Origin of the sequence: Actinomadura sp. RB99, assembly GCF_014706005.1 — a bacterium.
Lineage (GTDB): Bacteria > Actinomycetota > Actinomycetes > Streptosporangiales > Streptosporangiaceae > Spirillospora.
In genome coordinates this window covers 22696-46645 of record NZ_JABMCA010000073.1, presented here as the reverse complement: position 1 = coordinate 46645, position 23950 = coordinate 22696, and the positions used below count along the sequence as shown (strand labels likewise).

7 protein-coding genes are annotated in these 23950 nt (G+C 75.0%); 1 reads left to right on the top strand and 6 read right to left on the bottom strand.

The features are described from left to right. Positions 1-966: S1 family peptidase (locus tag amrb99_RS40380; RefSeq protein WP_190866513.1), on the top strand; the 966-nt coding region annotated here is incomplete at its 5' end. Between the two features lie 118 nt (positions 967-1084). Here amrb99_RS40380 and amrb99_RS40375 read toward each other — a convergent pair. From amrb99_RS40375 to amrb99_RS40350, 6 genes are read right to left on the bottom strand one after another with little or no spacing between them, the layout of a single operon-like run. Next, entirely contained in the window at positions 1085-1816 is a 732-nt protein-coding gene (locus tag amrb99_RS40375; RefSeq protein WP_190866511.1) for an alpha/beta fold hydrolase, read from the bottom strand. Then, a complete protein-coding gene (locus amrb99_RS40370) occupies positions 1813-2460 on the bottom strand; it encodes a GNAT family N-acetyltransferase (RefSeq protein WP_347257060.1) in 648 nt (215 codons plus the stop codon). The genes amrb99_RS40375 and amrb99_RS40370 overlap by 4 nt, the downstream gene beginning before the upstream one ends. Continuing rightward, entirely contained in the window at positions 2453-2662 is a 210-nt protein-coding gene (locus amrb99_RS40365; RefSeq protein WP_190866509.1) for an MbtH family protein, read from the bottom strand. Before amrb99_RS40365 ends, amrb99_RS40370 begins: the two co-directional genes overlap by 8 nt. Next, on the bottom strand, positions 2659-6624 hold the full coding sequence (locus amrb99_RS40360; RefSeq protein WP_241756391.1) for an amino acid adenylation domain-containing protein: 3966 nt from the start codon (positions 6622-6624) through the stop codon (positions 2659-2661). The genes amrb99_RS40365 and amrb99_RS40360 overlap by 4 nt, the downstream gene beginning before the upstream one ends. Further along, positions 6621-14396, bottom strand: coding sequence for a non-ribosomal peptide synthetase (locus amrb99_RS40355; RefSeq protein ID WP_190866505.1), 7776 nt, complete (start codon positions 14394-14396; stop codon positions 6621-6623). The genes amrb99_RS40360 and amrb99_RS40355 overlap by 4 nt, the downstream gene beginning before the upstream one ends. Further along, entirely contained in the window at positions 14393-23950 is a 9558-nt protein-coding gene (locus amrb99_RS40350; RefSeq protein ID WP_190866503.1) for a non-ribosomal peptide synthetase, read from the bottom strand. The genes amrb99_RS40355 and amrb99_RS40350 overlap by 4 nt, the downstream gene beginning before the upstream one ends.

The window sequence follows — 23950 nt, the reverse complement described above, 5'->3', positions numbered from 1 at the left end:
ACCGGCGCCGCGTCGGCCGCGACCACCGCGGCCGGGCAGGGCGCCGTGGCCGCGGCGCTCGCGCAGCGGCTCGGCTCGCGCACCGCCGGCTCCTACCTGAAGGGAGGCGAACTGGTCGTCACGGTGACCGACGCCGCGTCGGCCCGCGCCGTCCGCGCCGCCGGCGCCGTGCCGAAGACCGTCGCGCGCAGCGGCGCCGACCTGAAGAAGGTCATGGCCGCGCTCAAGCGCGACGCGACCGTCCCCGGCACCGCCTGGGCCGCGGACCCGGCCACCGACCAGGTCGTCCTCACCATGGACGGCACCGTCAAGGGCGCCGCGCTGAAGAAGGTGAAGGCCGCCGCCGCCGAGCAGGGCGCGGCCGTCCGCACCGAGCGCGTCGCCGGGGCGTTCCGCACGTTCACCCGCGGCGGCGAGGCCATCTACACCAGCGGCGCGCGCTGCTCGCTGGGCTTCAACGTCCGCAGCGGGAGCACCTACTACTTCCTCACCGCCGGGCACTGCACCAACATCGGCACGACGTGGACCGACTCGTCGGGCCGCACGCTCGGCCGCACCGTCCGCAGCGTGTTCCCCGGCCACGACTACGGGCTCGTCCAGTACACCTCCACCCCCGCCGACACCCAGGGCTCCGTCAGCCTCTACAGCAGCGGGACCCGCGACATCACCGGCGCCGCGAACGCCACGGTCGGGCAGACCGTGTACCGCAGCGGCAGCACCACCGGGCTGCACAGCGGCAGCGTCACCGCGCTCAACCAGACGGTGAACTACCAGGAGGGCACCGTCAGCGGCCTGATCCGCACCACGGTGTGCGCCGAGCCGGGCGACAGCGGCGGCTCCCTGTTCGCCGGGTCGAGCGCGCTCGGGCTCACCTCCGGCGGCAGCGGCAACTGCTCGTCCGGCGGGACGACGTTCTTCCAGCCCGTCACGGCCGCGCTGAGCGCCTTCGGCGTCTCGATCTACTGACCGGGCGCGGCGCCCCGCCGGAGCTCCCAGCCGGCCGGTAGCCGCGTTCACCGCGACGCCGGGTGGGCGGCGGGCCGGGGCTCGGGACTCCCGAGCACCGGTCCGCCGCCCTGCCGCGTCAGGCGGGGACCTCCAGCGTGCGGTGGATCTCCTTGATGACGCCCGGCTGCTGGTCGGCCAGGTAGAAGTGGCCGCCCCGCAGCACCGTCAGCGTGAAGCGGCCGTCGGTGAGCGTCCCCCACCCCTTGGCCTGCGCCTCGGTGACGTGCGGGTCGGCGTCCCCGATGATCGCGGTGACCGGGACGGCCAGCCGCGTCCCCTCCCGGTGCTCGTAGGACTCGATCAGCGCGAAGTCGTTGCGCACGTACGGCAGGACCAGCTCGCGCAGCTCCGGGTCCCGCAGCGCCTCGGTGTCGGTGCCGCCGAGCTCCGCCATCGCCTCGACCACGCCGTCGTCGTCCCGGTCCGCCACGCGCTCGCCGCCCCGGTCGTGCGGGGGCCGGGCGCCGGAGGCGAAGACGTGCACCGGCGGGGTGCCCCGCTCCTGGAGCAGCCGCGCCACCTCGTAGGCCAGCACGGCCCCCATGCTGTGCCCGAACAGCGCCGCCGGCCGGTCCATCAGCGGCGCCATCGCCCCGGCGACGAGCCGGGCGAGCTGGTGCGCGTCGGTGACGAACGCGTCCGCCAGCCGGTCGGCGCGGCCCGGGTACTGGACGGCCTGCACCTCGACGGCCGGGCTGACCGCCTTCGCCCAGGGCCGGTAGAACACCGCGGACCCGCCCGCGTGCGGCAGGCAGAACAGCCGCATCGACGCCCACGGCCGGGTCTCCGGGCAGCGGAACCAGCTCACGTGATCAGCTCCTCCTCCTGGTACCGGCGGGACGCCGCGCGCGGGTCGTGCGGCAGCGGCCACGGCGCGACCCGCGGGTCCGGGACCAGCTTGGCCGCGGTCGTCTCCGCCGCCACCTTGAAGCCGCGGCGCCGGTAGTTGGCCATCGCGTTCGGATGATCGAGCGTACTGGTGCGCAGCCACACCCGCGAGGCGGGACCGCTGCCGGCGGCCCACAGCTCGCCGCGCTGCCACGCCCGCCGGGTGCATTGCTCGACGAGGTAGCCGCCGTAGCCGCGGCCGACGAACGCCGGGGTCAGCCCGACGAGGTGGATCTCGGTGTCGCCGCCGGGCTGGGCCTCCAGCTCGAAGAACCCGGCGATCGTCCCCTCGGCCATCGCGAGCCAGGTGGACAGCTCGGGGCGCTCCACCCAGGCCCGCCAGTCGGCGTGCGTCCAGGGGAAGCGGTCCGTCCAGCAGACGCGGGCGCCGACCATCGCGTACAGGGCCCGGTTGACGTCCGCGGACGGCACCCCGGCCAGGGTGAAGGTCATCTCGACGCCGGGCAGCGGCGCGGGCCGCAGGTCGGCGGCGTCGAGCATCTCCATCGCCCACTCGGTGACCGCGGGGATCTCCAGGGCGCGCCCCGCCGCCGGGTCACTCACCCATGGCCTCGATGAGGCTCTTCGGCCGCATGTCGGTCCAGTTCTCCTCGATGTACTCCAGGCAGGCCTGCCGGGTGTCCTCGGCCTTGGCGACCGTCCATCCGTCGGGGACCTCGGCGAACGACGGCCACAGCGAGTGCTGGCCCTCGTCGTTGACGAGGACGACGTACGTGCCGTCGGCGTCCTCGAAGGGGTTCGTCATCGGAGTCCCTTTCCAGTGTTCCCAGGTGTCTGGTCGTTGACGTGCAGTTTGTCGAGTTTCGCGGCGAGCACGGCGCCCATCTCGGCGGCCGGGCCCGGCTCCAGCAGGAAGTGGTGCTCGACGTCCAGGGGGTAGTCCTCGATCTGCCCCTCGACGAGCGGCCCCCAGTTGGACGGCCCGGTCGGCGAGTCCGCGGTGCGGCCCCGCAGGGCGGTGAAGAAGACGACGTCGCCGCGGTACCGGCCGGGCCGGTACCGCTCGGCCTGGCGCAGGCCGTTCTCGTAGTTGCGGTAGACGTTGACGAGGTCGTCCTCCTGGAGGGTGGCGAGGGCGTCGTCGCGTTCGGCGAGCACGGCCATGATCTGGGCCATGTCGGGATTGCCGTCGCCGGCGACCATCCGCGCGTCGATCCCGATCGACTCCAGCAGCTCGGGAAGGATCTCCCGCTTCTCCGCCTCCAGGTCCTGGGTGTGGTAGGCGTCGATGAGCCCGAGCAGCCCGACGCGCTCCCCGGCCTCCTGGAGCCGGACGGCCATCTCGTAGGCGATGAGGCCGCCGAGCGACCAGCCCACGAGGTGGTAGGGGCCGGACGGCCGCACGGCGCGGATCTGCTCGATGTAGTCCCGCGCCATCTCCTCGACCGAGCCGGGCAGGTCCTCGCGGGTGAACGCGCTGCCCTGGAGGCCGTAGATCGGCTGGTCGGGGCCGAGGTGGCGCTGGAACTGCAGGTAGCTCCAGGCGAGGCCGCCTGCGGGGTGGACGAAGAAGACCGGCGGCCGCGTCCCGGTGGTGCGGATCGGCAGGAGCATCTCGAAGCCGAGCCGGTCCTCGGGCTCCCCGGCGCGCAGCAGCGCCTCGACGGTCTGGTGGGTGAACACGTCGCGGGGCGTCAGCTCCATCCCGGCCTGGCGGGCGCGGGTGACGAGCTTCAGCGCGGCGATGCTGTCGCCGCCGAGGTCGAAGAAGCTCACGTCGGCGCCGACCCGGTCGAGGCCGAGGACGTCCGCGACGATCCCGCAGAGCACCTCCTCATCCGGGGTGGCGGGGTCGCGCCCGGCGGCGGCCTCGGCGTAGTCGGGCGCGGGCAGGGCGCGCCGGTCGAGCTTGCCGTTCGGGCCGACGGGGAAGGTGTCGAGCCGGACGAACGCGGCGGGCACCATGTACTCCGGCAGCCGCGCCGCGAGGAACTCCTTGAGCCCGTCGGTCCCGGGCGCGATGACGTACGCGACGATGGTCTTGGCGCCCGGGGCGTCCTGGCGGGCGACGACGGCGGCGTTCGCGACGTCCGGGTGCGCGGTGAGCGCGGCCTCGATCTCGCCCAGCTCGATCCGGAACCCGCGGACCTTCACCTGCTGGTCGGCGCGGTCGACGTATTCGAGGGCGCCGTCGGGGCGGTGCCGGACGAGGTCGCCCGTCCGGTACATGCGGGACCCGGGCGGCCCGAACGGGTCGGGCACGAACCGCTCCCCCGTCAGGGACGCGCGCCGCAGGTAGCCGCGGCCGACGCCCGGGCCGGCGATGTAGCCCTCGCCGACCGTGCCGGGCGGGACGGGCCGCAGCGCCGGGTCGAGCACGTACATCCGCCGGTCGTCCATGGGGCGGCCGAGCAGCGCGGACGTCTCGCCGGGGCGGGCGGCCAGCCGGGCCCGCTGCCGGTCGATGGTGGTGTAGGTGGTCGCCTCGGTGGGGCCGTAGACGTTGCCGACCTCGGTGTCCGGGCAGGCGGCGAGGACCCGGCGGACCGCCGCCATCGAGCCGGACTCGCCGCCGGTGAGCACCTCGCGGAGCCCGGCGAACGCCTGAGGCCGCTCGTCGGCGATCAGGTTGAACAGCGTCGTGGTGAGGAACAGGCCGGTGACGCCGTGCGCGCGGGCCAGGTCCTCGACGGCCTCGCCGGTGAGGTGGCCGGGCGGCGCGACGACGGTGGCGCCGCCGTGCAGCAGCGGCGTCCAGATCTCGTAGATGTGCGCGTCGAACGCGTGCGGTGAGTGGAACAGCACGCGGTCGTGGGCGCCGCCGCGCAGCTCGCCGTCGGTGGCGAGGCTCACCGCGTCGCGGTGGCGGAGCATGACGCCCTTCGGCACGCCGGTCGAGCCGGAGGTGAACAGCACGCAGGCGAGCTGCTCGGGATGGCACGGGACGTCCGGGGCGGTGGCGGGCTGCGCGCCGGTCTCCGGGTCGTCGTCCACGACGACGACGTGGGCGGAGGTGTCGAGGCGGTCGACGCGGCCGCGCATGGCGGTGTCGACGAGCAGGACAGGCGCGTCGACCTCGGCGATGGCCCACGCCGTCCGCTCGGGCGGGTAGGCGTGGTGGATCGGCGCGTAGGCGCCGCCCGCCTTGAGCACGGCCAGGGACGCCACGACGCCGGCCGCCGACCGCTCCACCAGGACCGCGACGGGCGTCTCGCGGCGGACGCCGAGCCCGGCGAGGCGGTGCGCCAGCCGGTTCGCGCGCTCGTCCAGCTCCGCGTAGGTGATCGTCTCCCCGCCCGCGACGACGGCCTCGGCGTCCGGGGTCTTCGCGAGCTGCTCGGCGAAGCGGCCGGTCAGGGTGCCGGGGCGGCGCTGCGTACCGGTTCCCTGCCAGGCGCGCAGCACGAGGTCGCGCTCGTCGTCCTCCAGCACGTCGATGCGGCCGAGCGGCAGGTCGGGACGGTGCGCGACGGACTCCAGGATCCGGACGAACCGCCGCATCAGCCGCTGCGCCCCGTCCTCGGTGAACAGGTCCGTGCGGAAGTCCAGCCGCAGCGACAGGCTCTGTCCGCCCCGACCAACCGACCCCGACCGACCTCCCGGGCCCGGGACGGCGGCGAGGGTCAGCGGGTAGTGGGTGGCGTCGTGGCCGTCGACGTTGTGGAGGGTGAGGCCGTCGAGGTCGGTGCCTGCGGCGTCGGGGTCGAACGGGTAGTTCTCCAGGACGGTCATCGTGTCGAACAGCGGGCCGGCGCCGGCGAGCCGCTGCACGTCCGACAGCCCGAGGTGGTGGTGCTGCATCAGCGCGGCCTGCTCGTCCTGCAGGCGGGCGAGGGCGGCGGCGACGGTGTCGCCGGGGCGGACCCGCACGCGGATCGGCAGCGTGTTGATGAACAGGCCGATCATCTGCTCGACGCCGGGCAGCTCCGGCGGGCGCCCGGACACGGCGGCGCCGAACACCACGTCCGTCGCGCCGGTGAGGCGGCCGAGCAGGACGCCCCAGCCGAGCTGGAGCACCGTGTTGAGGGTGACGCCCTCGGCGCGGGCGCGCGCGGACAGCGCGGCGGTGAGGTCCTCGGTGAGCCGGATCCGGACGCGGCCGGGCTCGGCGGCACCGGGCTCGCCGGCACCGGGCGCGACGAGGGTCGGCCCGTCGACGCCGTCGAGGGCGCGTCGCCAGGCGTCCTCGGCCGCGGCGCGGTCCTGCCCCGCGATCCACGCGAGGTAGTTCTTGTACGGGGTGACGCGCGGCATGCCGGTGTCGTCGCCCTTGGCGAGGTACAGCGCGAACAGCTCGGTCTGCAGGACGGGCGTGGACCAGCCGTCCAGCAGGATGTGGTGGTTGGTGAACACCATCCGGTGCAGGCCGTCCGCCAGCCGGATCAGCAGGAAGCGCAGCAGCGGCGGCCTGGTCATGTCGAACGGGCGGGCCCGCTCGGCCTCGGCCAGCTCCCGCGCCCGCGCGTCCCGCTCGGCCTCGGGCAGGCCGGTCAGGTCGGCGTCCTCCCACGGCAGCCGGACGGCGCGGTGCACGACCTGGACGGGCGAGCCCTCCTTGCGCTGCCGGAACCCGGCGCGCAGGTTGGCGTGCCGGCGCAGCAGGGTCGCGGCGGCGGCGCGCAGGGCGTCCACGTCGAGGGGGCCGCGCAGGTCGAACACGATCTGCGCGGTGTAGACGTCGTGCCCCGAGTCGTACAGGGCGTGGAAGAACAGGCCCTGCTGCAACGGGGACAGCGGGAGGATGTCCTCAAGCTGCGACTTGCTCAATCCAGCTCCCATTCACCGTCGAGTTCGGCGGCGAGCTCGTCGATCTCGTCCTGGCTGACGTCGACCAGCGACAGGTCGGAGGGGGTGAAGCCGCCCACGGGCCCGTCGGCGGACGCGTCCACGACGTGCGCGACGAGGCCGCGCAGCGCCGCGAACCAGCGTTCGGCGAGGTCGCGGACGGCGTGCTCGTCGAACAGGCCGCCCGCGTAGGTCCAGGTGGCGCTGAGCTCGGGGCCGTCCGGAAGGTCGCGGGTGTGGGCGTTGACCTCGACGGCGTGGACGAGGCCGAGCGCGTCGTCCTGCCCGCCGCCGAGCGCCTCGGCGTCGGCCTGCCCGGCGGGCCCCCAGTCGGTGGCCTCGGGCACCGCGGACCGGCCGAGGTAGTTGAAGGCGATCTGCGGGTGCGGGCGGCCGCCGAGCCGCCCCGCGGCGGCCGGGTTGAGGTGGCGCAGCAGCCCGTACCCGATCCCGTTGTCGGGGATCTCCCGCAGCTGCTCCTTGACCCGCTTCAGCGCGGTGCCGACGGCCTGCCCGCCCTCGCGGACGTCGCCGGGCTCGACCCAGCCGGCGTCGAGCCGGACGGGGTGGATCGCGGTGAACCAGCCGGCGGTGCGGGACAGGTCGACGCCCGGCACGATCTCCTCGCGGCCGTGGCCCTCCAGGTCGATGAGGACGGCGGTGTCGTCGCACACGCCCCGGTCGCGGCGCCATTCGGCGACGGCGAGGGCGAGGCCGGTGAGCAGGACGTCGTTGGCGCGGCCGTGGAACGCGGCCGGGACGTCGGTGAGCAGCGGCCCGGTGACGTCGGCGGGCAGGTGGAGGGTGAGGTGCCGGGCCGTCCCGAACGTGTCGGCCTTCGGGTCCAGGGGGCGGGCGCCGAGGGCGGGGTCGGGGGTGGCGAGGACGTCCTCCCACAGCGCCAGCTCGGCGGTGCGGGACGGGTCGGACGCCTCCGCGACCAAGCGCTGCGCCCAGCGGCGGAACGAGGTCGGGACGGGGTCGAGGGTCCCGCCCGCCCAGGCGGTGACGAGGTCGGGCAGCAGGATCCGCCAGGACACGCCGTCGACGACGAGGTGGTGCAGGGTCAGCAGCAGGCGGCCGGACGCGCCGGGGCCGGCGTCGAACCAGACGAGCTGCGCCACCGTCCCGGCCCCGGGGTCGAGGCGGTCGCGGGCGGCGCGGGCCTGCTCGGCGAGGACGGCGCGCAGCGCGCCGCCGTCAAGGCCGGTGACGTCGACGCGATGGACCAGCGGCGCCGCGTCGACCGCGCCGGGCTCGGCGACCTCGAACTCGCCGTCCCGCACGCGGAGCCGCAGCATGTCGTGGTGGTCGACGAGGGTCTGGAGGGCCGCCGCCAGCTCCCCGGCGCCGAGGCCGGGCGGGACCTGCAGCAGCATCCGCTGGCTGTAGCCGGCGGTCGGGCCGTCCAGCTCCTGGAACCAGCGCATGATCGGGGTGGCGGGGACCTGGCCGACGCCCGCGCCGGGCGCCTCCGCCTCGATCCGCTCGCCCTCGCCGACGGGGCGCGACGCCGCCGCCAGCTCCTCGACGGTCTGGTGCTGGAACACCTCGCGGGGCGTGATGACCAGGCCGGACTGCCGGGCCCGCGACACGAGCTGGATCGCGATGATCGAGTCGCCGCCGAGGTCGAAGAACCCGTCGTCTATCCCGACCCGCTCCAGGTTCAGCACCTCGGCGAACAGCCCGGCGAGCGTCTCCTCCTCGGGCGTGCGCGGCGCGCGCGACGACGCCTTCGCGGCGAAGTCGGGCGCGGGCAGCGCCGCGCGGTCGAGCTTGCCGTTCGTGGTGAGCGGCAGCGCGTCGAGCACCACCACGGCGGCCGGGACCATGTAGTCGGGCAGGCCCCGGCCCGCGAACGCGCGCAGCTCCGCCGGGTCGGTCTCGCCGGTGGTCACGACGTAGCCGATCAGGCGGTCGTCGCGGACGACGACGGCCGCGTCCGCCACGGCGTCGTGCCGGGTCAGCGCGGACTGGACCTCGCCCAGCTCGATCCGGAAGCCGCGCAGCTGCACCTGCTGGTCGGCGCGGCCGAGGTATTCGAGCGTGCCGTCGGCGCGCCGGCGGCCGAGGTCTCCGGTCCGGTACATGCGGGTGCCCGGCTTGCCGTGCGGGTCGGCGACGAACCGCTCGGCGGTCAGGCCGGGACGGTTCAGGTAGCCGCGCGCCAACCCCGGGCCCGCGACGTACATCTCCCCCACCACGTTCGGCGGGACGGGCTGGAGCCGCGCATCGAGGACGTAGACGCGCAGGTCCGGGATGCCGGTACCGATGACGCTGCCCGGCGCGGTGGCCGAGGAGACCCGGTCGAGGGCGAGGTACGAGACGTGGACGGTCGTCTCGGTGATCCCGTACATGTTGACGAGGGTCGGCGCGTCCTCGGCGTGGCGGGAGTACCAGTCTTCGAGGCGTCCGAGGTCGAGGGCCTCGCCGCCGAACACGACGTACCGCAGCGCGAGATCCGCGCCCGGGTTCGCCTTGTCGGCGGCCATGAGCTGGTAGAACGCCGACGGCGTCTGGTTCAGGACGGTGACCTGCTCGTCGGCCAGCAGCTTCAGGAACTCGTCGGGCGACCGCGACGTCAGGTACGGGACCACCACGAGACGGCCGCCGTGCAGCAGCGGCCCCCACAGCTCCCACACCGAGAAGTCGAACGCGTAGGAGTGGAACAGCGTCCAGACGTCGTCCGGGCCGAAGTGGAACCACTCCTCGGTGGAGCGCAGCAGCCGGACGACGTTCTGGTGCGGGACCACGACGCCCTTGGGACGCCCGGTCGACCCCGACGTGTAGATCACGTACGCGGGATGGTCCGGCGAGACCGCAACGCCGAGGTTCGCGTCGTCGTAGCCGGACGCGTCCAGGTCGTCGGGACGCAGGGTCAGGACGGGGGCGGCGTCCTCGACCATGTACGCGATGCGGTCCTCGGGGTAGTCGGGGTCGATCGGGACGTACGCCGCCCCGGCCTTCAGGACCGCGAGGATCGCGACGACGAGATCGGCGGAGCGCGGCAGCGCCAGCGCGACGAACTGCTCCGGGCCGACGCCCTGCTCGGCCAGGCGCCGCGCCAGCCGGTTCGCCCGCGCGTTCACCTCCCCGTACGTCAGCGACACGCCCTCGAACGACACCGCCACCGCGCCCGGACGCGCCGCCGCCTGCGCCTCGAACAGCGCCGGGATCGTCGACCGCTCCACCTCCGGCGCCTTGCCGCCCGCCCACTTGCGCAGGATGGTGCGGCGTTCGGCGCGTTCCAGGATCTCGGCGGTGCCGATGGGGGCGTCCGGGTCGGCGACGAGGTCGCGGACAAGTCGCTCGAACCGTCCGGCGATCGCGGCGGCGGTCGCCGGGTCGAACAGGTCGAGGGCGTATTCGAGACCGGCCTCGATCCCGTCCGGCGCGCCGTCGCCGCCGTGCCGCTCCTCCAGGTAGAGGGACAGGTCGTACTTCGCCGTCCCGGCGGTGAGCGGCTCCGCCCCGCCGGTGAGGCCGTCCATCTCCAGGCGCGCCTCGGGGTTGTTCTGGAACGACAGGGCGACCTGGAACAGCGGGTGACGGGCCATCGACCGCGCCGGGTTCAGCACCTCGACGAGCCGCTCGAACGGCAGGTCCTGGTGGCCGTAGGCCGCGAGGTCGGTCTCCTTCACCCGCGCGACCAGCTCGCGGAACGACGGGTCGCCGGAGGTGTCGGTGCGCAGGACGAGCATGTTGACGAACATGCCGACGAGGTCGTCCAGGGCCTCGTCGGTGCGGCCCGCGATCGGCGACCCGATCGGGACGTCGGTGCCCGCGCCGAGCCGGGTCAGCAGCGCGGCGAACGCGGCCTGCATGACCATGAACAGGCTCGCGCCGCTCTCCCGGGCGAGCCGCAGCAGGCCCGCGTGCAGCTCGGCGTCCAGCTCGAAAGCGTGCGTGCCGCCCCGGTAGGACGCCTCCGGCGGGCGCGGCCGGTCGGTGGGCAGCCGCAGCTCCTCCGGCAGTCCCGCCAGCGCGTCCCGCCAGTACGCGATCTGCCGGGAGATCAGGCTGTCCGGGTCGTCCTCGGACCCGAACAGCTCGCGCTGCCAGAGCGTGTAGTCGGCGTACTGGACGGGCAGCGGCGCCCACTGCGGCGCCCGGCCCTCCGCGCGCGCCGCGTAAGCGAGGACCACGTCGCGGGCCAGCGGCGCCATCGACCAGCCGTCCGCCGCGATGTGGTGCAGCACCAGCACCAGGACGTGCGCGCCGCCGTCGTGCGTGTCACCGTCGTGCGTATCACCGTCGAGGGCGAACAGCCGGGCCCGCAGCGGCGGCTCCACCGACAGGTCGAAGCCCCGCCCGACCTCGGCGGCGAGCGCCGCCGGCAGCGCCGCCTCGGCGACGGGGGCGACGTCGAGGCGCGGCCGGGCGGCGGCCGGGTCCAGGACGAGCTGGCGGGCGCTGCCCGACCCGTCCGGGAAGATCGTCCGCAGCGACTCGTGCCGCTCGACGACGTCGGCGAGCGCGGCGCGCAGCGCGTCCAGGTCGAGGGCGCCCTCCAGCCGCAGCGCGACCGGCATGTTGAACGTCGCGGACGCGCCCTCGAACCGGTTGAGGAACCAGAGCCGCTGCTGCGCGTACGACAGCGGCACGACCTCGGGGCGCTCGGCGCGCCGCAGCGGCGGCCGCACGTCCCCGCCGGCCCCGGCGAGCCGCTCGGCGAGGCCCGCGACCGTCGGGGCCTCGAACAGCGCCCGGACGGGCAGCTCGGCGCGCAGCGCGGTCCGGATCCGGCCGACGAGGCGGGTCGCGGTGAGCGAGTCGCCGCCGAGGTCGAAGAACCCGTCGTCGACGCCGACCCGCGGGACGCCGAGGATCTCCGCGAACAGCCCGCAGAGGATCTCCTCCTGCGGGGAGCGCGGCGCGCGGCTCACCGGCGCGCCGGTGTCGGGCGCGGGCAGCGCGGACCGGTCCAGCTTCCCGTTCACGGTCAGCGGCAGCGCGTCCAGCACGGTGAACGCCGGGACCATGTAGTCGGGCAGCCGCTCGGCCGCGGACCGCCGCAGCGCGGCGGCGTCCAGGCCCGCCGCCCGGTCCGCGGGCACCACGTAGGCGGCGAGCCGCCGGTCGCCGGGCCGGTCCTCGCGGACGACCACGGCGGCTTGTGCGACCCCGTCGAGCCCGGCGACGACGGCCTCGATCTCCCCCGGCTCGACCCGGAACCCGCGGATCTTGACCTGGTCGTCGGCGCGGCCCAGGTACTCGATGGTGCCGCCGGGGAGCCAGCGGGCGAGGTCGCCGGTCCGGTACATGCGGTCGCCCGGCGCGCCGAACGGGTCGGCGACGAACCGCTCGGCGGACAGCCCCGGCCGCCCGAGGTAGCCGCGCGCGAGCTGCGCACCCGCGAGGTACAGCTCGCCGGGAACGCCCGCGGGCGCGGGCTGGAGCGCCGCGTCCAGCACGTAGGCGCGCGTGTTGCGGTGCGGCCCGCCGATGGAGACCCGCTCGGACCGCGCGACGACCTGGTTCATCGTGTCGATGGTCGACTCGGTCGGGCCGTAGAGGTTCCGCGTCGTCAGGCCGGGGACCCCGCGCAGCTCGTTCCAGAGCGCGTCGCCGACGGCCTCGCCGCCGAGCAGCAGGTGCGAGGGCAGGTGGCGGCCGTCATCGTCGAGCAGGCCCGCCTCGCGGAGCGAGGCGAAGTGCGACGGCGTGGTGTTGACCAGGTCGATCCGCGCGCGCGCCACGTACGCGGTGTACGCCTCGACGTCCCGGCGCGTCGCGTCGTCGATGAGGTGCAGCTCGTGGCCGTGCATCATCCACAGCAGCCCGTGCCAGGACGTGTCGAACGAGAACGACGCGAGGTGCGCGAACCGCATCCGGCGCGCGCCGGCCGCCGCGATCGCCGGGTCGATGAACGCGTCCCGGTGCGCCTCGAAGTAGTTCAGGACGCCGGTGTGCGGGATCGTCACGCCCTTGGGGCGCCCCGTCGATCCGGACGTGTAGATGACGTAGGCGGCGTTGCCCGCCCGCAGCGGCCGGACCCGGTCGGCGTCGGCGGGGTCGCCGGGGTCGTGCTCGGGCCCGCTTCCGCCCAGCGGCAGGTCCTCGGCGGTGAGGGTGAGCGCGGGACGGCAGTCGTCCAGCATGTACGCGATGCGGTCCGCCGGGTACTCGGGATCGACCGGCACGTACGCGGCGCCCGCCTTCAGCACGCCGAGGATCGCCACGACGATCTCGGGCGTGCGCGGCAGGACGATCGCGACGCGGTCCTCGGCGCCGATCCCCCGCGCGATCAGCTCGTGCGCGAGCCGGTTGGCGCGCCCGTTCAGCTCGGCGTAGGTGAGGGACGTGTCGCCGCACACGAGGGCGGTCTCGCCGGGGGTGCGCGCCGCCTGCGCCTCGAACAGCGCCGGCAGCGTGCCGGACGGGACGTCGGCGGCGGTGTCGTTCCAGCGCGCCAGGGCGGCGCGCTCGTCCTCGCTCGCCAGCGGGACCGCGCCGATGAGCTGAGACGAGTCCTCCGCGAACGCCTCCAGGAAGCGGCGGACGCGGGCCAGCAGCGCCTCGACGACCTCCCGCTCGAACACGTCGGGCCGGTAGTGCAGGCGCAGCGACAGCCGGTCGTCCGGTACCGCGACGAACGACAGCGGGAAGTGCGTCGCGTCGTAGGAGTCGGCGGCGGCGATGCGGACCCCGTTCAGCGAGCCGTCCAGCATGGCCGGGTCGAACGGGTAGTTCTCCAGCACCGTCATCGTGTCGAACAGCGCGCCGCCGTGGCCCGCGACCCGCTGGATGTCGGTGAGGCCGAGATGGTGGTGCGCCAGCAGCGCGGTCTGCTCCTCCTGGAGCCGCTCCATCAGCGTGGCGAGCGGCTCGTCCGGGCGGTGCCGGACGCGGATCGGCAGCGTGTTGATGAACAGGCCGATCATCTGCTCGATGCCGGGCAGCTCCGGCGGGCGGCCCGACACGGTCGCGCCGAACACCACGTCCTCGCTGCCGAGGAACCGGCCGAGGACCAGGCCCCACGCGCCCTGCAGCACGGTGCTGAGCGTGACGCCGTGCCGGCGGGCGGCCCGGGACAGCCGGCGGGTGGTGCGCTCGTCCAGCTCGGCGGCGGTGCGTTCCGGCGGGCGCGGCGCGCGGGCGGCGGCCTCCGGCGCGACGAGGCTCGGCTCCTCCACCCCGTCGAGGGCGCGGCGCCACGCCTCCTCGGCGGCGGCGCGGTCCTGCTTCGCCAGCCACGCCAGGTAGTTCTTGTACGGGGTGACGCGCGGGAACCCGGCGTCGTGGCCGCCCTGCACGTACAGCATGAACAGCTCGGTCGCCAGGATCGGCGTGGACCAGCCGTCCAGCAGGATGTGGTGGTTGGTGAAGATCAGCCGGTACCGCTCCGGGCCCGTCCGGACCAGCACGAACCGCAGCAGCGGCGGCGCGGTCATGTCGAAGCCGCGCGCCCGCTCCCGCGCCACGATCGCGTCGGCCTCGGCGGCGTCCGCCGCCTCGGTCTCCTCCCACGGCAGCTCGACGGTGCGCGGCACGACCTGCACGGGCCGCGACAGGTCCTCGTGCCAGAACGCGGCGCGCAGGTTGGAGTGCCGGCGCAGCAGCGTCTCGGCGGCCGTCCGCAGCGCCCCGGCGTCCACCGGCCCTTCGAGGTCGAGCACGATCTGCGCGGTGTAGACGTCCCTGCCGTCCGCGCCGTCGCCCTCGCCGCCCTCGGCGTCGAACAGCGCGTGGAAGAAGAACCCCTGCTGCAAGGGAGACAGCGGCAGGATGTCCTCGAGGTCCCCCCGGTTCACGACTGGCCCCTCCACGCGTTCTGCAGCTTGTCGATCTCGCTCTGGTCCAGGTCCACGAGCAGGTCGGACGGGGTGAACCCGCCGGCGGGGGCGGCGTCGCCGGCGGCGGCGACGTGCGCGACGAGGCCGCGCAGCGCGGTGAACCAGCCGTCGGCCAGCTCCCGGACGGCGGCCTGCTCCAGCAGCCCGCCGGGCCACGTCCACGTCGCCGACAGCACCGGGCCGCCGGGCACGTCGCGGGTGATCGCGTTGATCTCCAGGACGTGCGCGACCGGCATCCGCGGGTCCTCGCCCGCGGGCGTCTCCTCGGGCGCGATCGTCCAGTCGCCGTCCCCGTCGCCGGGCGCGACACGGCCGAGGTAGTTGAACGCGATCGGCGCGGCGGGCGGTTCGGCGAGCTCCTCGGCGGCGTCGCCGCCGCCGTAGCGCAGCAGCCCGTACCCGATGCCGCCGTCCGGGACGGCGCGGAGCTGCTCCTTCACCTTCTTGATCGCGGTGCCGACGGCGGCGCCGCCGTCGCGGACCGCGGCCCAGTCGGCGGCGCCGGCGTCGAGCCGGACGGGGTGGATGGAGGTGAACCAGCCGGCGGTGCGGGACAGGTCCACGCCCGGAACCACGTCCTCGCGGCCGTGGCCTTCGAGGTCGACGAGCACGTCCGTGCCGCGGCCGGCGCCGTGCCGGCGGCGCCACTGCGCGACGGCGAGGGCGAGGCCGGTGAGCAGGACGTCGTTGGCGCGGCCGTGGAACGCGGCGGGCACGTCGGTGAGCAGCGGGCCGGTGACGTCGGCGGGCAGCTCCACGGTCAGCGACCGGGCGCGGGCGGCGATGTCCACGCGCGGGTCGAGGGCGCGCGGGCCGAGCCGCTGGGGCGGGCCGTCCACGATGTCGAGCCAGTCCTCCAGCTCGTCCTCGCGGTCGGCGGCGGTGGCGGTGAGCCGCTGCGCCCACCGGCGGAACGAGGTCGGGACGGGGTCGAGGGTCCCGCCCGCCCAGGCGGTGACGAGGTCGGGCAGCAGGATCCGCCAGGTGACGCCGTCCACGACGAGGTGGTGCAGGACGACGAGGAGGCGGCCCTGCTCGCGGCCCGCGTCGAACCAGACGAGCTGCGCCGTCGTCCCGGCCTCGGGGTCGAGGCGGTCGCGGGCGGCGGCGGCCTGCTCGGCGATGACCACGGCGAGCTTGTCGGCGTCGAGGCCCGCGACGTCCACCCGGGTGACGAGGGCGGCGGCGTCCACGGCGCCGGCCTGCCGGACGACCGGCTGCCACCGGTCGCCGTCGGCGTCGAGGCGGAGCCGGAGGACGTCGTGGTGGTCCAGGACGGTCTGGAACGCGGCCGTGAGGCCCTCCGCGCCGAGCGCGGGCGGGGTGCGCAGCAGCATCGACTGGTGGAAGCCCCTGATCAGGGACGCGTCGCCGCCGACCCGGTCGCGGAGCCACGCGACGATCGGGGTGACCGGGACCGGTCCGACGCCCGCGCCGGGCGCCTCGGCCTCGACGCGCTCGTCCTCGCCGACCGGCCGCGCGGCCGCGGCGAGCTCCTCGACGGTCTGGTGCTGGAACACGTCGCGGGGCGTGATGACCAGGCCGGACTGCCGGGCCCGCGACACGAGCTGGATCGCGATGATCGAGTCGCCGCCGAGGTCGAAGAACCCGTCGTCGATCCCGACCCGCTCCAGGGTGAGGACCTCCCGGAACAGCCCGGCGAGGGTCTCCTCCTCCGGCGTGCGGGGCGCACGAGAGGACGTCTTGGCGGCGAAGTCGGGCGCGGGCAGCGCCGCGCGGTCGAGCTTGCCGTTGACGGTCAGCGGCAGCGCGTCCAGCTCCACGACCACGGCCGGGACCATGTGGTCGGGCAGGCCGCCGCTTGCGAACTTGCGCAGCTCGGCGGAGTCGACGGGCGCCGAGGCGACGACGTAGGCGACGAGGCGGTCGTCGCGGACGACGACGGCGGCGTCCGACACGGCGTCGTGCCGGGCCAGGGCCGCTTCGATCTCGCCCAGCTCGATGCGGAAGCCGCGGAGCTGCACCTGCTGGTCGCTGCGGCCGAGGTATTCGAGGCGGCCGTCCTTCAGCCACCGCCCGAGGTCGCCGGTCCGGTACATGCGGGTGCCGGGGGCGCCGTGCGGGTCGGCGACGAACCGCTCCGCGCTCAGGCCGGGACGGTTCAGGTAGCCGCGCGCCAGCCCCGGGCCCGCGACGTACAGCTCACCGACGACGCCCGGCGGGACGGGCTGGAGCCGCGCGTCGAGCACGTAGACGCGCAGGTCCGGGATGCCGGCGCCGATGACGCTGCCCGGCGCGGTCGCGGCGTAGGCGCGGTCCAGGGCGATGTACGAGACGTGCACCGTGGTCTCGGTGATCCCGTACATGTTCACGAGGGTCGGCGCGTCCTCGGGGTGCCGCGAGTACCAGTCCTCCAGGCGGCCCAGTTCGAGGGCCTCGCCGCCGAACACGACGTACCGCAGCGCGAGATCCGCGCCCGGGTTCGCCTTGTCGGCGGCCATGAGCTGGTAGAACGCCGACGGCGTCTGGTTCAGGACGGTCACGCGCTCGTCGGCCAGCAGCTTCAGGAACTCGTCGGGCGACCGCGACGTCAGGTACGGGACGACGACCAGGCGGCCGCCGTAGAGCAGCGAGCCCCACAGCTCCCAGACGGTGAAGTCGAAGGCGTAGGAGTGGAACAGCGTCCACACGTCGTCGGGGCCGAAATCGAACCAGTGCTCCGTCGAGCGCAGCAGCCGGACGACGTTCTGGTGCGGGACCACGACGCCCTTGGGACGCCCGGTCGACCCCGACGTGTAGATCACGTACGCGGGATGGTCGGGCGAGATCGCCACGCCGAGGTTCGCGTCGTCGTAGCCGGACGCGTCGAGATCGTCCGGGCCGATGGTCAGGACGGGGGCGGCGTCCTCGACCATGTACGCGATGCGGTCCTCGGGGTAGTCCGGGTCCATCGGGACGTAGGCGGCGCCCGACTTCAGCACGGCGAGGATCGCCACGACCAGGTCCGCCGAGCGCGGCAGTTTCAGCGCGACGAACTGCTCCGGGCCGACGCCCTGCTCGGCCAGGCGCCGCGCCAGCCGGTTCGCCCGCGCGTTCACCTCCCCGTACGTCAGCGACACACCCTCGAACGACACCGCCACCGCCCCCGGACGCGCCGCCGCCTGCGCCTCGAACAGCGCCGGGATCGTCGACCGCTCCACCTCCGGCGCCTTGCCGCCCGCCCATTCGCCGAGGACCAGGTCGCGCTCGGCCGGGTCGAGGACGTCCGCGGCGCCGATGGGGGCGTCCGGGTCGGCGAGCAGCGCCGACAGGTACCGCTCGAAGCGGGCGACGAGCCGCTCCGCCGTCGCCGGGTCGTACAGGTCGAGCGCGTACTCCAGCTCGCCGTCGAGGCCGTCCTCCCGCTCGGTGAGGACCATCAGCAGGTCGAACCGGGACACGCCGGCGTGCAGCGGCTCCGCCTCGGCGGTGAAGCCGGGCAGCTCCAGCCGCGCCTCCGGGTTGTTCTGGAACGTCAGCCCGACCTGGAACAGCGGGTGCCGGGCGAGGTGCCGCGGCGGGTTGAGGACCTCGACGAGCCGCTCGAACGGGACGTCCTGGTGCGCGTAGGCGGCGAGGTCGGTCTCCTTGACCCGCGCGACCAGCTCGCGGAACGACGGGTCGCCGGAGGTGTCGGTGCGGAACACCAGCATGTTGACGAACATGCCGACGAGGTCGTCCAGGGCCTCGTCGGTGCGGCCCGCGATCGGCGACCCGACCGGCACGTCCGTGCCCGCGCCGAGCCGCGTCAGCAGCGCCGCGAACGCGGCCTGCGCGACCATGAACGGGCTGGCGCCGGTGTCGAGCGCGAGCCTCCGCAGCGCCGCGTGCACGTCGGTGCCGAGCCGGAACCGGGCCGTCGCGCCGCGGTAGGACGCCTGCGCCGGACGCGGCCGGTCGGCCGGCAGTCCGAGCTCCTCGGGGAGCCCGGCGAGCGCGTCCCGCCAGTACGCGATCTGCCGGGAGATCAGGCTGTCCGGATCGTCCTCCGACCCGAACAGCTCCTGCTGCCAGAGCGTGTAGTCGGCGTACTGGACGGGCAGCGGCGCCCAGTCCGGCGCCCGGCCCTCCACGCGCGCCGCGTAGGCGGTGAGGACGTCGCGGGCCAGCGGCGCCATCGACCAGCCGTCGCCGCCGACGTGCTGCAGGAGCAGCAGCACGACGTGCTCGTCCGGCGCGAGCCGGAACAGGTGGGTGCGCAGCGGCGGCTCGGCGGAGATGTCGAAGGCGTAGCCGGCCGCCATGGCCAGCCGCGCCGGCAGCTCGGCCTCGGCGGTCTCGGTGATCTCCAGCTCCGGCCGGGCCGCGGCCGGGTCCAGCACCTGCTGGCGCGGCACGCCGCCGCTGTCGGGCAGGATCGTGCGGAGCGTCTCGTGCCGCCCGACGACGTCGCCGACGGCGGCCCGGAGCGCGTCCACGTCGAGCGGGCCGCGGACGCGCAGCGCGATCGGCATGTTGTAGGTCGCGGACGGTCCCTCGAACCGGTTGAGAAACCACTGCCGCTGCTGCGCGTACGACGGCGGGACGGTCTCGGGCCGCTCCCGGGGCTCCAGCGCGGGACGTCCGGGCGCGGCGTCCCGGCGGTCCAGCAGCGCGGCGAGCCCGGCGACGGTCGGCGCCTCGAACAGCGCGCGGACGGGCAGCTCCGCGTCCAGCGTCCGGCGGACGCGGCTGACGACCCGCATCGCGATCAGCGAGTTGCCGCCGAGCGCGAAGAAGTCGTCGTCGGCGCCGACGCGGTCGAGGCCGAGCAGGTCGGCGAAGACGGCCGCGACGGCCTCCTCCCGCTCCCCCGACGGGGCCCGGAACGCGGTGGCGGGGACGGCGGGCGCGAGGTCCGGCTTCGGCAGCGCCCTGGTGTCGACCTTGCCGTTCGGGGTGAGCGGCAGCTCGTCCAGCACGACGACGGCGGCGGGGACCATCGCCTCGGGCAGGTTCGCGCGGACGTGCGCGCGCAGCTCCTCCGGGTCGACGGCCTCGCCGGGCGCGGCGACGACGTAGGCGACGAGGCGCTTCTCGACCGGCCCCGCGGCCGGTTCGGCGACCTCGACGAGGGTGACGCCGGGCAGGTCGAGGCCGTCCACGGTGACGGCGGCGCGGGTCGCGGCGACCTGTTCGAGGGTGCGCAGGTACCAGCCGGTGAGCCGCTCGGCGGTGCCCGCGTCGAACAGGTCCCGCGCGTACTCCAGGACGCCGCTGAGGCCGCCGTCCGGGGCGCCCTCCAGCAGGAACTCCAGGTCGAACTTCGCGACGCCCGGGTCCACCGGCTCGACCGCGACGTGCAGGCCGGGCAGCTCGACGGACGCCTCGGGGTTGTTCTGCAGGGTCAGCATCACCTGGAACAGCGGGTGCCGGGCCAGCGACCGGACCGGGTTCAGCACCTCGACGAGCCGCTCGAACGGGACGTCCTGGTGCGCGTAGGCGGCGAGGTCGGTCTCCCGGACCCGCGCCAGCAGCTCCGCGAACGACGGGTCGCCCGAGGTGTCGGTGCGCAGCACGAGGGTGTTGACGAACACCCCGACGAGGTCGTCGAGGGCCTGGTCGGTGCGGCCCGCGATCGGCGAGCCGATCGGCACGTCGGTGCCGGCGCCGAGCCGGGTGAGCAGCGCGGCGAGCGCGGCCTGCAGCACCATGAACACGCTGACCTGGTGGTCGCGGGCGACGGCGCGCAGCCCCTCGTGCAGCTCCGCCGGGACCTCGAAGGCGGCCCGCCCGCCCCGGTAGGAGGCGCGGTCGGGGCGCGGCCGGTCCAGCGGGAGGGCGATCTGGTCGGGCAGCCCGGCGAGGGCGTCCTTCCAGTAGGCGATCTGGCGGGCGGCGAGGCCGTCCGGGTCGTCCTCGGAGCCGAGCAGCTCGCGCTGCCAGAGCGCGTAGTCGGCGTACTGGACGGGCAGCGGCGCCCACTCGGGCGCCTTCCCGTCGCGGCGCGCCAGGTAGGCGGTGACGACGTCGCGGGCCAGCGGCGCCATCGACCAGCCGTCGCCCGCGATGTGGTGCAGGACGAGCAGCAGCAGATGCTCGTCCGTGCCGAGGCGGTACAGGTGGGCCCGGAGGGGCAGGTCGGACGCCAGGTCGAAGCCGCGGGTGGCGTCGGCGAACACCGCCCCGAACAGGTCGCCGGGGTCGGCGTCGCCGATCGCCAGCGGCGGGTCGGCGTCGGCCGGGTCCAGGATGATCTGGACCGGTTCGCCGTCGGCGTCGCCGAAGACGGTCCGCAGCGACTCGTGCCGGGCGACGACGTCGCGGAGCGCGGCGCGCATCGCGGCGACGTCGACCGCGCCGGTCAGCCGCAGCGGGATCGGCAGGTTGTAGGTCGCGGTGAGGCCCTCGAGGCGGTTGAGGAACCAGAGCCGCTCCTGGGCGTGCGACACCGGCAGCGGGTCGGGCCGCTCCGCCGGCCGCAGCGCGGGCCGCCGCGCCTCGCCGCCGGACGCGGCGATCCGCTCGGCGAGGCCGGCGACGGTCGGCGTCTCGAACAGCGCCCGGACGGGCAGCTCGACGTTCAGCGCGGCGCGCGCCCGCGCCACGACGCGGGTCGCCTTCAGCGAGTCGCCGCCGTGGTCGAAGAACCCGTCGTCGACGCCGACCCGCTCCACCCCGAGGACGTCGGCGAAGATGCCGGCGAGGATCTCCTCGCGGGCGTCGCGCGGGCCCCGCGCGGACTCCGGCGCGGCGAGGTCCGGCTCGGGCAGCGCGGCACGGTCCAGCTTCCCGTTCGGGTTGAGCGGCATCGCGTCCAGCGCCACGATCGCCGACGGCACCATGTACGCGGGCAGCGTCCGGCCGACGAACCCGCGCAGCTCCTGCGCCGGCACCGCCCTTGCGTCGGGGCCGACGACGTAGCCGACCAGGACGGTATCGCCGGCGGCGTCGCGGCGGGCGACGACGACGCTCTGCGTCACCGCGGGATGCGCCGACAGCGCCGCCTCGATCTCGCCCAGCTCGATCCGGAAGCCGCGGACCTTCACCTGGTGGTCGAGGCGGCCGAGGTACTCGATGTTCCCGTCGCGGTTCCAGCGGACGAGGTCGCCCGTCCGGTACATCCGCTCGCCGGGGCCGCCGAACGGGCAGGCCACGAACCGGTCGGCGGTCAGCCCCGGGCGGCGCAGGTAGCCGCGCGCGAGGCCGTCGCCCGCCACGTACAGCTCGCCGGGCACGCCGACCGGGACGGGCCGCAGCCGCTCGTCCAGCACGTACGCGCGGGTGTTGGCCATCGGGCCGCCGATCGGCGCCATCCCGGAGGCGTTGCCGTCGTCGAACCAGCCCGTCACGAAGACCGTCGCCTCGGTGGGGCCGTAGATGTTGGAGATCCGCGCGTCCGGCAGCAGCGCCCGGACGTCGCGCAGCAGCCGCGGCGAGAGCGCCTCCCCGCCGAGCGCCACGTCCCCGACATCGAGCCGGAAGTCGGTGCGCGCGAGCAGCACCGAGACCGCCGACGGCACGCCGCTGATCAGCGAGCCCGACCAGCCGCCGCGCTCGGCGACCTCCAGCAGGTCGCGGACGATCTCGATCTCGCCGCCGGCCGTCAGCGGCACCAGCCACTCGAACAGCGACACGTCGAAGTTCAGCGACGTGGAGAACAGGACGCGCCGCATCCGCTCGGGCCCGTAGCTCACCATCGACTCGGCGCAGAAGTCGACCACGTTCGCGTGCGAGATGACGACGCCCTTGGGGCGGCCCGTCGAGCCCGAGGTGTAGATGACGTAGGCGGGATGGGCCGGGCGGAGCGGCCGGACGCGCTCGGCGTCGGTGAGGTCGTCCCCCGGCAGGCCGCCGAGGTCGAGGACGTCGAGCTCGACGCGGGGCGTGCCGCCGGGCAGCTCGGCGGAGCGGGTCGTGATGACGCAGGCGGGCGCGGCGTCGTCCAGCATGTAGGCGATGCGGTCCGCCGGGTAGGCGAGGTCGATCGGCTGGTAGGCGGCGCCCGCCTTCAGCACGGCCAGCGCCGCGACGACGAGGTCCTCGTCGCGCGGGAGGGCCAGCGCGACGAAGTCCTCCGCGCCGACGCCGCGCGCGACGAGGTGCCGGGCGAGCCGGTTCGCGCGGGCGTTGAGGTCGGCGTAGGAGAGCCGGACGTCGCCGGCGGCGACGGCCGTCCGCGCGGGGGTCCGCGCCGCCTGGGCCTCGACGAGCTCCGGCACGACGGCGGGCGCGACCGGGTGCGCCGTGTCGTTCCACCGCCGCAGGACGAGGTCGCGCTCCGCGTCGTCGAGCAGCTCCACGTCCCGCAGCGGCGTCGACGGGTCCGCCTCGCCGAGCGCGCGCATGAACCGGACGTACCGCTCGTGGTGCGCGGCGACCTGCTCCTCGGTGTACAGGTCGGGGTGCGCCTCGAAGTCGACGCGGATCCCGGCGCCGTCGAGGTTGTCGTAGATGTTGATCGCGAGGTCGTCGATCGGGCCGATCGTGATGGCGTGCATCCGCGCCGGCAGCCCGGCGAAGTCGAGCCGGTAGTCGAACGCCATGATGTTGATGACGGGGCCGTAGAGCCGGCGCCGCTCGCCGAGCAGCTTCAGGTCGCGCAGCAGGTCCTCGCGGCGGTACCGCTGGTGCCGCAGCGCCCGCGCGCTCGCCCGCGTCGCCGCGCGGACCAGCTCGTCCACCGTCATGTCCGGCCGGACCTGGACGCGCAGCGGCAGGATCGTCGACAGCATCGCCGGCGTCTCGCGCGCGATCCGCGTGGTGCGGCCGCTGACCGCGAGGCCGAGGATGACGTCCTCGGTGCCGGTCATCCGCGCCACGTACGCGGCGGTCGCCGCGATCGCGAGGCCCTGCGTGGCGGTGCGGAGCCGGCGCGCCCCCGTCGCGAGCGCCGCGGACTGCTCCGGCGGGACGACCTCGACCCGGCTGATGAAGTCGGCGGTCGGCTCGGCCATGTCGTCGGCCAGGCTCACCGCGACGGGCTTGTCGGCGAACCGCTCCGTCCAGTAGGCGCGGTCCCGCTCGAACCGCTCCGACGCCCGGTACTCCTCCTCCTCGGCGAGGACGCGGCGGTAGTCGCCGAGCTCCGCCGGGACGTACTCGCCGCCGTTCGCCAGCGAGGTGTACACCTCGGCGGCCCGGTGCATGATCAGCGGCCCGCTGTGGCCGTCCTGGATCGCGTGGTGGGTGCGGATGAACCACCGGTGCAGCACGGGCGACAGCCGCAGCATCGCGGTGACGAACAGCCGGTCGCCGTCCAGCGGCAGCGGCTCCGCCATCCGCGCCTTCATCCACGCCCGCGCCGCCGCGTCCGGGTCGGGCTCGACGGACAGGTCCACTAGCGGGATCGAGACGCTCGCGTCCGGGTCGAGGACCTGCCGCACCGCGCCGTCCCGCTCGGCGAACCGGGCGTGCAGCGCCAGCACCTCGTGCGCGCCGATCCGCGCCACCCGGTCGAAGAGTTCGTGGTCGAGCGGGCCCTCGATCTCGATGTACTGCGCGATATGGATCGGCGTTTCGGGCGCCAGCTGCTGCGCGTACCAGACGCTCTGCTGAGCGGCCGATAGAGGAACGTACTCGGTGGACGACAT

Excerpts from the sequence above, each read along its gene's own strand:
- amrb99_RS40365 (WP_190866509.1), bottom strand. The coding sequence starts at position 2,662 with ATGACGAACCCCTTCGAGGACGCCGACGGCACGTACGTCGTCCTCGTC.
- amrb99_RS40350 (WP_190866503.1), bottom strand. The coding sequence starts at position 23,950 with ATGTCGTCCACCGAGTACGTTCCTCTATCGGCCGCTCAGCAGAGCGTC.